Source organism: Gillisia marina, assembly GCF_000258765.1.
Lineage (GTDB): Bacteria > Bacteroidota > Bacteroidia > Flavobacteriales > Flavobacteriaceae > Gillisia > Gillisia marina.
The window spans coordinates 1-11,980 of record NZ_AJLT01000046.1 but is presented as its reverse complement, the minus strand read 5'-3'; the positions used below and the strand labels follow the sequence as shown (position 1 = coordinate 11,980).

8 protein-coding genes are annotated in these 11,980 nt (G+C 34.5%); all 8 read right to left on the bottom strand.

The genetic code is table 11. The annotated features are described in order from the left end of the window. Positions 1–126: 126 nt before the first annotated feature. The 8 genes from ON07_RS11255 to ON07_RS11220 all read right to left on the bottom strand — a co-directional run bounded on the left by ON07_RS11255 (position 127) and on the right by ON07_RS11220 (position 11,723). Positions 127–1,677 (bottom strand): SDR family NAD(P)-dependent oxidoreductase, encoded by a 1,551-nt coding sequence (locus ON07_RS11255; RefSeq protein WP_010231413.1) that lies wholly within the window; start codon positions 1,675–1,677, stop codon positions 127–129. Positions 1,678–1,908: 231 nt separating this feature from the next. After that, positions 1,909–2,322 carry a nuclear transport factor 2 family protein gene (locus tag ON07_RS11250; protein WP_010231409.1) on the bottom strand — a complete coding sequence of 138 codons (414 nt, stop codon included), beginning with the start codon at positions 2,320–2,322 and terminating at the stop codon, positions 1,909–1,911. Positions 2,323–2,410: 88 nt separating this feature from the next. After that, entirely contained in the window at positions 2,411–4,843 is a 2,433-nt protein-coding gene (locus tag ON07_RS11245) for a DUF5916 domain-containing protein (protein WP_010231408.1), read from the bottom strand. Positions 4,844–5,353: 510 nt separating this feature from the next. Beyond that, positions 5,354–6,019 carry a DUF2461 domain-containing protein gene (locus tag ON07_RS11240; protein WP_010231406.1) on the bottom strand — a complete coding sequence of 222 codons (666 nt, stop codon included), beginning with the start codon at positions 6,017–6,019 and terminating at the stop codon, positions 5,354–5,356. A 202-nt stretch (positions 6,020–6,221) separates the two neighbouring features. Next, entirely contained in the window at positions 6,222–6,824 is a 603-nt protein-coding gene (locus tag ON07_RS11235; RefSeq protein ID WP_010231403.1) for a hypothetical protein, read from the bottom strand. 4 nt (positions 6,825–6,828) lie between these two features. Further along, positions 6,829–7,311, bottom strand: coding sequence for an RNA polymerase sigma factor (locus ON07_RS11230; RefSeq protein WP_010231401.1), 483 nt, complete (start codon positions 7,309–7,311; stop codon positions 6,829–6,831). Positions 7,312–7,834: 523 nt separating this feature from the next. Beyond that, a complete protein-coding gene (locus tag ON07_RS11225) occupies positions 7,835–9,292 on the bottom strand; it encodes a serine hydrolase (RefSeq protein WP_010231399.1) in 1,458 nt (485 codons plus the stop codon). 340 nt (positions 9,293–9,632) lie between these two features. Next, the gene (locus ON07_RS11220; protein WP_010231396.1) at positions 9,633–11,723 is read right to left on the bottom strand and encodes an elongation factor G; all 2,091 of its coding nucleotides are present in this window, start codon (positions 11,721–11,723) and stop codon (positions 9,633–9,635) included. Positions 11,724–11,980: the final 257 nt, after the last annotated feature.

Sequence of the window (11,980 nt, the reverse complement as noted above, 5' to 3'; positions counted from 1 at the left end):
TTCAAAAATTTCACGCCGGGGAAGAACTACACTTACAAAAAAGAAGTTTTCTACAAGATAGATCTGTTAGGATGTATTTCAGAGATACATAATTGGAATGTTGACTATAACTAATCGAAAAAATTCCTACCAACTAATTGGTCGGTAATCTTTTAAAAATTTCCCACACCAATGCTTTCCGCTATTAATACCATCAAATAAGGGATCCATTACTCTGGCGGCTCCATCTACAATATCTAAAGGAGGTTGAAAATCATCTCGTTCCTGTTTTAGCTTAGCCAAGGCGGCCGGATCTTCATCTGAAACCCAACCGGTATCTACTGCATTCATAAAGATACCATCTTTAGCTAAAGTCCCGGAAGAAGTATGCGTAAGCATATTTAATGCTGCTTTAGCCATATTGGTATGTGGATGCCGATCTTCTTTGAAACCAGGGTAGAATTTCCCTTCCATCGCAGAAACATTAATTATATGTTTCTTCCCGGTGTTATCCTTTTTCATTATTTCCGAAAGCCTATTGCACAACACAAAAGGAGCTACAGAATTTACCAATTGTACTTCGATCATCTCGGTAGTTTCAATTTCACCGAGTTTCAAACGCCAAGAGTTTGTTTTTCTTAGGTCAACCTGTTGCAGATCGGCATCCAATTCACCTTCAGGGAAGACTTCTTTAGCAACCAACGTATTATCAAAACTATATGGAATCTGGGATAATTTTGCTGAAGCCCTCAGTCCAATTCCAGGTTCGGGTCCATGCCATGTAACCGGCATATTGGTGTTGGGAGAAGTTCCTGTTGTTAGCCCCTTTAGCTCCTGTAAACAATTATCATGATCTACCAAAAGATCGCGCGCATATTCTGGGAGGCTAGCAATCGGACGTTCTTCATTTGGCATTAAATGCTGATAAAAGCCGGCAGGGCGACGAACGGTTTGCGCTGCATTGTTAATGAGAATATCCAATCGCTCATATTTTTGCTCTATATAATTACAAAAAATCTCTACACTTGGAATATGCCGTAAATCGAGTCCGTGGATCTTTAAACGGTGTCCCCATTCGGTAAAATCTTCTTCTTTGAAAAATCTTAGCGCAGAATCTACTGGAAAACGCGTGGTCGCAATCACAGTTGCCCCACCACGCAAAAGCATCAAACTAATATGATATCCTATCTTTAAACGGGAACCTGTTATCACTGCTACCTGTCCTTTTACATCGGCATTCTGAAAACGCTTTGCATAATTGAAATCGCCACAGCTGGTACACATGGAATCGTAAAAATGATGCATTCTGGTAAATTCTGTTTTGCAGACGTAGCATTTTCTGGGAGTCTCTAATTCCAGTACTTCCTTATTGACAAGATGTGCCATGGGAAGCAATTTTGGAGCTACAAAAACTGAAGCTTCTCGGGCATTTCTAATCCCTGTTTCTTTACGTGCTGTTTTATCTTTTGCCTCCTGCTTGCGCTTCGCTGCCTTCTTTCCATCTTTCTTTCGGCGGGAAAACTCATCGCGATTGGGTCTGGAAAACATTCCCGCTACTTTCAAAAGTTCCGTTCTTTGTTCTTTAGGAATCTCAAAAATCTCATCTGTATTCTCTACCAATTGTGCCAAAACCGCTATACAGCTTTCAATTTCTGCGGAAGTGATCGCTGATTTTATTACTGTTTCCTTCTTCTCCATAACCTAAATCGCTAAGCTTAATTCAGCAGAAGATAGAGCAAAATGCTACAAAAATTAGTGCTGAGTTTACCAAAGCGCAAATGTAGTTTTTAAATGCTGTGTGGGCGCTATTTATATTGAAGCTTGTATAAATGCATGCAAGCGTCAAATGAATAAAAAAAACCTCCGGATTTTATCCGAAGGTTTGAATGAGCTATTAAAAGGATAGGTACATCCTTTTAGTTAAAATGGCTATTTCCAGAAATCATCTAAAGCATAAAGATCAAATCCGTACTCTTTTCCGGAAATGACTTTTCCATCTTTATACTCGAAGACCATACAGCATTCTTGATCCAGATGCTTTTCATTTCTTTTGGCAGTAAGCGTATGGATAGCTATTACGTGTCCATCTTCGCTTAGCGCAAGCTCTTTCAGATTCGCCCTAAAACTACCTTGCGTTTCTTTTCCTACCTTTTTAAGAAAATCCATAACCGCAACCAAGCCTGTTTTTCTACCAGACATTGAACTTTTTCCCGGTACCATCCAGGTAACATCCTTATGAAAATTTTTGCGAACGGTTTCCAAATCTCCTTCATTAAAAGCATCATAACAGAGTCTTATAGTCTCCGCATTTTTCTCAACCTTTCTCAATACTGTAGTTTCCATTTTAATATAATTTAATTGGTTCAACAATAACGCAAATTAATTATATTAAACTGATTTACAGCATAATAGCAACTGATATTTGACTGTTTTAGTCATTTTTCTTAAACAAACCGGAGATCTGATTGTAATCTAAAAAGTATTGCAATTTTACCGAAAAAACATGATTAATAGGTTTTTCGAATAAGGTATCTATACTCTGAGTGTAAGAATCCCGTGCTGCATTATCGAAATTAAATAACTGATTTCTGTAAAGTGCAGTAACAAAACTTCCGGGTGCAAATTGCCAGGAATAACTAAGATCGAAATTCCAAGTTGTAAAATTGATATCCGGATTATTTGGAATTGTACTTTTAGTATAGCCTGTAGTATTGGTTACGCGACCATTATCTTGCAAACTAAATAATTGATCTTCATAATCTACCGTTCCCCAATAATTTCTAAGAGTAAGAGATAATGTGTTTTTTGGATTAAAGTTATAACTGGCATTAAAGGTTTGCTCGATCTCTACTCTGTCTCGGTCTCCAAAGATCACATCTTCTCCCACCTGAGTAACATAGCCACGATTTCCTAGGTAATGATCACGAGAGAAGAAATAGGATAAGTTAAACTTATCATTAAATCGGAATCTAGGACCAAACCCAAACCAATAATTAAAATAATCACGACCGTCTTCCAAAAGTGTCTCTGCTCCTACATTGGCGCTTAATGCAACTTTTTTATTGTCGTTGGATCGCCACCATCCATTTAGATTCACGCCATTTTCTGTGATAAAAAAGCTTCCTTCTTTTCTAGGCTCAAAATAATCGTATTGTTTTCCTGGACGTAAATTAATATTAAAGCCCATTTCATTCAACTTTTTAGTGCTCCCATTTGCACTTATTCCCATTCCTAAGCCCGTAAAGGTACTTGGATTTGCAAGCCTTGTGTAATTCACATAAAAATTTGCAAAATAACGGTTCCATTTACCAGATGGCTCAAATGTGCGGTAGTTAATATCGATTCCGAAGTCGTTATAATTATTTCTGAACTGCAAACCAAGATCGTTGGGATCGTATTTGGTATCGGCATAGCTGTGATCTATGCTATATCTAAAATTACCATGTGCTTTACGGGCTGCAAAAAATGAACTGAAGCCGGTTTCTATACCAGACTCCAGATTAAGATTACTCATTTTAAGATCTCCACGAACCTGATAGGTATTTCGCTTATTCATGATACTAGAAGTAAGTGCCGTAACATTGGCATCTCTAAAAGAACCTTCTCGTGTTACATTGGTATTTATAATTCCAATCGAAGAGTTTCCATTAAATTGCTGATCTGCCACAATGATATTATAGTTGGTAAACGGTTCGACCACTTCGTTTCGCTTTTCTTTAGTATCTATATTTTCAATAGTGGCTTCGGCTTTTTCAGTAAAGGAATTAAAGAATCCTAGTCCTAGTCCTTTTTTTGTTCTTCCTGAAACTTTAATAGCATTCAATACTTTCACAGATTCCGGATAATCCACAACTTCTTCATTTGCCGAAGTCACAGGATCTGTAATAGGCGCGCTTCCCACTCTTCTTGAAAAAAACAGATTTCCTTTTGAAAAAAGATCCACTCCTTCCGTAAAAAATTGACGTTGTTCAGAAAATGTTTGCTCAAAGGGCCCAAGATTCAAGGTGATATTATCGAAACCTGCCTGTGAAAAATCAGGAATAAGGGTGGCATCCAAGGTAAAATTTTCAGTAAGTCCAAACTTCACATCCAACCCAGCATTAAAATTAGACTCGTATACGCCATCAAAACTGTTTTGTACAGTAGATATGAACGGATAAAAAGCAAGCCTCGTGGGAGGTTCTATATCGCTTAATCCATTTAGCTCTCCATGATAGAGACCAATATTTCCCTTAGAAACATCTATAGGATTCCAAGTATATTGAGACTCATCTCTTCTAAAACGTCTATGGAACTGGATTCCCCAAGTTTCTATATTGGTGTTATCGAATCTAAGACAGCGGTATGGAATCTTCATCTCTACAATCCAACCGTCATCTACAATCTTTACTGCACTACTCCATACGCTATTCCAACTAAAATCTTCTCCTACACTAGGACTAGCAATAGCATCGGCTTGTGTACCAGAAGCAAATACGAAGAATTCTGTATCATTTTGTGCATCGTTATTGGGATTCACGATAAACCCAAAGAAATCTGAATTCCCAAAATTATCCCGACTCGAAAGTTGTTTTGAAATTTTTGAAGGGTCATCATACAAATGCGCAGAGATGTACAATGCAGAGTTGTCGTAAGTCATTTTTACGACCGTCTTATTCTCTTCGGTATCTGTAACACCCATATTTGGTCTAAACTGAGTAAAGCCAACGGCTTCTTTAGCGGTTGCCCATGCTGCATCATCGAGAACCCCATCAATTTTTGGAGCTTCCTGAGTTCTTTGTATTTGTAGTTGTTTTTTTGGTTCTTGTGCATTTGCATTAAAACAAAATGCGATTAGGAGGAGGGGAAAAAAAGATAACTTCATTGAATGGTTAATTGATGTATCTAAAAGACCCCTTAATTACCTATTTGTTACAATAAAAGAAAGAAAAATCATTAATTAATATAAAAGGCCTAGATAGATTTATCATTTATCGCATTTGGTCTTTCTAGATAAACAGTAGCTATTTGTTAGTATATGAATGTATTACAAGAAAATAGTTTTAATTATCATTATGAGAATTAAATATTATGAATGTAAATTTTTAAGTAAAAAAGATTTATTCAATAAAGTTTTTAGTCATCCCATAGTTCAGCATTCACAAGGAAATGACTGACTTTTTCTATTTCCATCTCGCATGGTTTTATAATTTCAGAGGTTATGGTGGAATAGAAATTTAGACTGATGTAATTATGACCGCCCAGCTCTTCCGCATACAGCTTTATACTTTTCCCCTTGTTAAAATCAGTTCGGCTTACTCCATAAAGTTTTCCTTGATAAATGGCTTTGGAGTAGCTATAGGAAACTGCTGGATCATTTCCTTCAGTTCCATTTTTAACTAATAGCTTCAGTTAAAAAATCATTAATGGGGCGCATACATTTCCAATATTCCATCACGATAAAATCTAAATGTTTATTGGTGATTGCTTCTGGCGGAAGCGTTGCACCATAATAGAATTGTTTATTAGCAATAAGAGGTTCTATTTTGAAAGCCTCCTGGAATTCTTTTGGGATCCTTTTATTTACATCTCCCTGTACTTCTCCAAATTGATCTTTAAAATCGTAGTGATCTATCAAGGCTCGAAAAGCCTTTGGATCGTTACTTATTGATGACCTTATTTTTTTGAGTTGTTCTGTTGAAGGATCGTAGCAACCGCCAATAATATCCATATCCTCGGGAGATAATTTAAGATATAGTCCTGGAATACTTTTATCTTTTCGACCTTTTGGAGAAATAACTGCAGAAGAAAATAATTTATAAGAAGATTTGTCCTTAGAGAATCGTACATCTCGATGCAACCTGAAAACACACTCCTTAGGTGTAATTTCATAGTCAGGATCCAACTTGCTAATCTCCTCAATAATTTTTCCAACAAATGCTTCAAAGGGTTCTTTTACACTTTTTTCATAACGCTGCTTATTCGCATGAAACCATTCGGTATTATTGTTTCCGGCCAGCTCCATAAAGAACTGGGAAAAATCATTTGTAAAATAACTCATATTTAAAGATTTAGATGAAGAGCTTAGAAAGCTTGAATTAAAACTTGTCACACTGAATTTATTTCAGGATCTCTTTTATTACATGTTACGAAAGCATACAATTATTTAGGCTCTCACTGTAAAACTTAAAAATAGCAAAATTACCGCTCCTATAAAAAGAAACGGCAATTCATATTTAGTTAAATAGCAAGTTTTAAAACTTTTATATATCCAATTCTTTTAAGTCCTTTTCGGCGGAAGCGGTAATTCTTTTATAACATCTATATCCCCATCGAACGAAGAAAATAACACCGATAGTAGTGGCAGCAAAAAACACTAAGGTTCCGGTTGAATAATCTTGCATAAAAAAGTCTTTTCCACTAAAGATCATCAAGAAAACCGGAGCAACCAACCACATTAATATAATACTAATTCCCATACTAAATTGCTGAATCAGCATCATATTCTTTTTACGTTTTGTGAACCTCACAAGCGTCTCTTTGTAGTTGCTTTTAATGAAATCGATTTTTTTCATCCCATTTATAGCTCGTAAACTTAAAATTGGTAAGATGATCAAAATCAATGCTGAAAGGATTCCGCATAGCATGAGATACCAAGTGTCCATCTTATTTAAATTCACAAGTATTAATATCGCTGCTAAAAAGCAAATTACGGCTCCTGAGGTTTCGTAAAGAGACAGGGTGGTAAATCTATTTCTGAATTTTTGCTGAGTCATTTCCATAATTAATTTATTAGTTAATTGTTGTTGTGAATCTATTTTGAGACTCATCTCATCCCAAAGGCTTTTCATTTCTTCTAGTTGCATGGTCTTAAGATTTAATTGTTTCTTTTAATTTTTGTTTTATTCGGCCAATTCGTGTTCCAACATTTGTAGCGGTAATTCCGGTAATTTCAGCAATCTCTTCATGCTTTTTCCCTTCCAAAAACAGTAGGATAATTCCTTTTTCCAGATCGTTAAGTGCTTTAATATGCTGGTACATAATAGCTAGACGTTCTTCTAAAATGGGATCGTAATTCTCCTGGGTTAGATTTATCTTTTCTAAACCCACGCGTTGCCCATTCTTTTTGGATTGGTTTAAATGAAATAAAGCCGTGTTTAATGCAATTCTGTACATCCAGGTACTCACTTTGGATTCTCCTCTAAAATCATCAAAACTCTTCCAAAGTTGAAAAACGATCTCTTGATATAGGTCTTGCAAGTCAGCTTCATTGTTTGAATAAATTCGGGTGATCTTATAAATGATCCCTTCATTCTCTTTTATTAGCTGTGTAAATTTTTCTTCTTTGGACATTAAAAGAATCTTGTTTAAACTATTAGTGTTCAAGGTTTATAAATAATCACAGAATTTTAAGATTATTTTCAATTTTTATTCAAAATAGGATTTTTATAAATGTTGCTCCTACTTTTTTTTAAATGTAATTCTGAAATGAGAATATTGTGTTTCACCTTATTTAAGAAATCAATTTTAGATTTTTTGTAATTAATAGGATGTCTAGATTGGCTGAAACTTATTCTTAGGAAATGTGTTGTTTGGTTAGACTAAATAGTTTAAAAATTCTAGCACGTAGATTCTTTTCAGATTATGAATAGGTGAGATGGATTACTGCCATTGATGAGGATTTGCTCGATTCACTAAAGAATTTTATTGGATTGAATGCCAGAGCAGAAGTTAAATAGGATTAGATAACTTCCTCTTATCATATCAACTACCTTTTAAGAATAAAAAAGCACAGATACTTTTACCTGCGCTTTGTTTAAAAATTTTCAATTATAAACCTATTAGTGACTTAAGTTCTATTATGATTTAATATTATCTAAATTTTAGTTTCAAGAACTTTAATATAATTTTTAGCGTTCTTGTTATTTGGATTTAGCCTAAGAGATTCCCGGTAATTTTTAAGCGCTTTTTTAGCATCTTCCAGTACCACATACATTTCTCCAAGACTATCATAAGCATTAGCACTCGTTGGAAATAACGCTATATTAAGTTTAAAAATCTCCAGTGCCTTATTATTTTCTTTTAGCTTCAATAGTGTATACCCCCAATGATTGATATCGTTTTCCAAAAGTTCAAAATTCTGATTCTCAACTTTTAAATGCTTGTAAATTTCCAAAGCATTATTATAGCCTTTAATTTCCAGCTGTGAGCGTAAATTCTTAATATTCTTAGGTAGACCAAAACCATTTTTTAACTTCATTTCCGGAATATAAAAACCAGCAATCTCATCTATAAAACTATCTGGAGAGGCACCTAATAAATTTGTTAACACTATTATACTAAGATCATCTTTAGGATATATAAACATTGCAGAACGACCTCCTCCTACTGGTGCAACAACCGGGTGCTCTTCTCTTTTAATTATTGGAAAGCCTAATGCATATCCGTTAAGCAATCTATTGAATCCGCCTATATCCCCGTTATTTAACTTACCAGGTTTCCATAAAGACTTTAAACTATCTTCATTATCAAGAAGTTCTCCTTTTTGTAATGAAATTATCCAACGAGCTAATTCTGTTGCAGTTGAACTCATCCCTGCAGCGGTTCTTAAAGAAGGAGTAAAGATCTCATCAACACTAACTAATTCCCCTTCTCGAGAATAAACATATCCGATTACAGCATTAGGCAACATATCCTCATAATGTGTAAAACCTGCTTCTAAAGTTCGATTGGCTCCTATTTTTTCTAATTGTCTTTTCTGAATAAAATCTGAAAATGGCATTCCACTTACCTTATTTATTATTTTTCCAATTAATAAATAATTGGTTTGGTTATATCTAAATTTTTCTCCAGGTTCAAAATCCATCGGTAATTCTTGCACCATATCCCATGATTCCTTTTCATTATTTTTAGATAAGAGGTTTGTATTATAATCCATAATATTTGGAATTCCTGAAGTATGATTAAGTAGTTGCTTCACCGAGATAGCTCTCCAAGATTCCGGAAGGTTTTCTAGGTAGGTTGAAACTGGTTTATTAATATCCAATTTCCCTTCCTCTACCAATTGCATTACCGCAACACCGGTAAAAGCCTTTGTGATAGAGTTTAAAGCAAAAACAGTGTTTGAATTTACTAAGCTCCCGTTTTCCTGGTTTGTAACACCATAATTTCCAGTTTTTACAATTTCGCCATTTCTTATAATAGCAAGTTGTAATGCCGGAATTTTCTTAGCATTCATTTGGGTTTTTATAAATGAATCTATTGAATCATTTTGGGAAAAAGATGAACTAAAGTTTAGTTGAAAACAAAGAATTGTAATAAAAAATAATCTCATAAAACGTATTGATTGGTTAAAATTTGATGAAAGGTCTTAACTTCTAAAAAAGATATAAACCTTATATAATTGACGATTCAAGCGTAAATTTGTTACACCAAAGATTTTCTTTGAATAATTATTAAGATACATTTTGAATTAAAATTGACAGAAAACTAAAAGAGAATCAATTAAATAGAAATTAAAAAATAGTTTAGTTTTTTTGAAAAAAAAAATATCAAGAACATTCATTTTACGATCTAACATTAATTTGATTTTTGAAAATGAAGAATCAAATTTCAACAAAGTTTACAGGAAGAACGATAATTTAAACTTCACATATCTTTAAAAATAGAACTATTTAATTATTCACCAATTCCTTCTGAATATTTACTGGTACAGGTTGATAGGATGAAAAACTCATTTGAAAACTAGCCCTGCCTTGAGTAAGGGATCTTAGATCTGTAGAAAATCCAAATAATTCAGCTTTAGGAGCGATACACTTTAAGATCTGATATTTGTCGCTGGAATCTACTCCCTGGATAATTGCACGTCTTGTTTGCAACTCTGTCATTACATTTCCCATCATTTCATCCGGAACTTTAACAGTGAGTTCCATAAGAGGTTCCAATAATTTTGGATTTGCATTTAAAAAGGCTTCTTTGAAAGCATGAGCTCCGGCAATTTTAAAGGAGATATCGTTAGAATCTACCGAGTGCATCTTACCATCTATAACCATAACCCGCACATCTCTAATATAAGAACCGGTAAGTGGGCCCGCTTCCATCACCTCCAAAATACCTTTCATGATAGACGTTAAATATCGTAGATCAATGGCACCACCAACAATACAGTTATAAAAAACCAACTTCCCACCCCAAGGAAGATCCACCTCTTCTTTTCCACGTATACTCAGGCCTTCAGGTTCCGGGATTCCTTCATACCATGGTTCAATTTTCATGTGGACCTGTGCAAATTGTCCTGCGCCTCCAGATTGTTTTTTATGCCTGTAGTTGGCAGCAGAAGCTCTCTGAATAGTTTCTCTAAAAGCGATCTTAGGCTTTTTGAAGCTGGCCTCTACTCCATAGATATTTTTTAAGGTCCAATCTATGGTTGCCAGGTGTAACTCCCCTTGACATCGCAGTATCATTTGATGAGTTTCATCTGAATAACTGAGTTGCACCGTTGGATCCTGACTATGAATTTTTTTTAGAGATTCATTTAGCTTTTCTTCATCTTTCGTATTTACTGCAAAAACTGCTTTTTTTATTCTTGGTTCTGGATACTGAATAGGATTAATTTCCAATTTATCTTCGGTTGTGGAAATGACATCGTTGGTTTCAGTATATTTTAATTTTAGGGTAGCTCCAATATCTCCAAAACTCAATTTATTAACGGGATTTCTATTTTTCCCATCCATTATAAAAAGCTGATTTAAGACTTCCGATTCTCCATTTCTGGAATTATATATTCTATCATTTACTTTAATCTCTCCATTAACAACTTTAAAGAAAGTTATTTGTCCTAAATTAGGTTGATGCACTGTTTTAAAAACAAAGAGTAGCGTTGGCTCCTCTTTTTTCTTAGTGGTTATATTAATAAACTTAACCAAATCTGAAGCCGACGGTGCTACATTATCTATAAAACCCATCAGTCTTCCACTTCCCATATCATTTAAGGCAGACATGCAAAACACAGGAAAAAGATCATAATTAAGCATTCCTGCTTTTATGCCTTTTCTCATTTCATCTTCAGTGAGACTTCCCTTTTCAAAATATAATTCCATTAATTCCTCATCATTCTCGGCTGCTTTTTCTACCAATTCATTGTGTAGTTTTTCAGCTAATTCCTTTTGATCTTTCGGAATCTCCAGTTTTTTAGGCTTCCCTCCTTCAGCAGAAAATTGATACATTTTCATTTTTAATAAATCGATAATGCAATACAAACCATTTTGAATAATTGGATATTGCATTTTTACCGCATTATTGCCTACCAGCCTCGAGATGCTTTTAAAACTTTCTTCAAAATTAAATCCGGGATGATCCATCTGATTTATCACAAACAGCGTGGGTTTATGAAATTTATTGATATAGCTCCAAATAATTTCGGTGCCTACTTCTACCCCATGTTGCCCATTTAAAACAGTTACTACTGTATCTGCCACATGAATGGAAGAAATGATCTCTCCTATAAAATCATCGAGTCCGGGGGTATCGATAATATTAATCTTGTAATTCCGCCATTCGGTATGTAAAGGAGTGGCAAAAACCGAATTTCCTTTTTCGTGTTCTATTTCATGAAAATCTGAAACTGTATTTTTAGCCTCTACGCTGCCTCTTCTGTTTATTAGGCCCGCTTCAAATAACATAGTTTCGGCTAGAGTGGTCTTACCACTGTTATGTGCTCCCACAAAAACTACATTTTTAATGTGCTTATCGTCATATATTTTCATCTATTCATTTTTAGAAGAATAATTAATGGCGGGGAAATATCTTTTCGGAACTATTTTCTATTATAATAGTGGAGATATTAAATAGCTTATATTGAAACACTTAAAGATAGTAAATAAGTGCCTTTAATCTTATTGAAGCTTTTAAAAAAAGCTATATAAATGTAAAAAATTTTATTTTAGAAGTCAGTAGTTATGTTCATATCAAACTTATAATGTGTAGTAGGGATGTCAGGTTGAGCATTTCGACTTCGCTCAAT

Excerpts from the sequence above, each read along its gene's own strand:
- ON07_RS11255 (WP_010231413.1), bottom strand. The coding sequence starts at position 1,677 with ATGGAGAAGAAGGAAACAGTAATAAAATCAGCGATCACTTCCGCAGAA.
- ON07_RS11250 (WP_010231409.1), bottom strand. The coding sequence starts at position 2,322 with ATGGAAACTACAGTATTGAGAAAGGTTGAGAAAAATGCGGAGACTATA.
- ON07_RS11245 (WP_010231408.1), bottom strand. The coding sequence starts at position 4,843 with ATGAAGTTATCTTTTTTTCCCCTCCTCCTAATCGCATTTTGTTTTAAT.
- ON07_RS11240 (WP_010231406.1), bottom strand. The coding sequence starts at position 6,019 with ATGAGTTATTTTACAAATGATTTTTCCCAGTTCTTTATGGAGCTGGCC.
- ON07_RS11235 (WP_010231403.1), bottom strand. The coding sequence starts at position 6,824 with ATGCAACTAGAAGAAATGAAAAGCCTTTGGGATGAGATGAGTCTCAAA.
- ON07_RS11230 (WP_010231401.1), bottom strand. The coding sequence starts at position 7,311 with ATGTCCAAAGAAGAAAAATTTACACAGCTAATAAAAGAGAATGAAGGG.
- ON07_RS11225 (WP_010231399.1), bottom strand. The coding sequence starts at position 9,292 with ATGAGATTATTTTTTATTACAATTCTTTGTTTTCAACTAAACTTTAGT.
- ON07_RS11220 (WP_010231396.1), bottom strand. The coding sequence starts at position 11,723 with ATGAAAATATATGACGATAAGCACATTAAAAATGTAGTTTTTGTGGGA.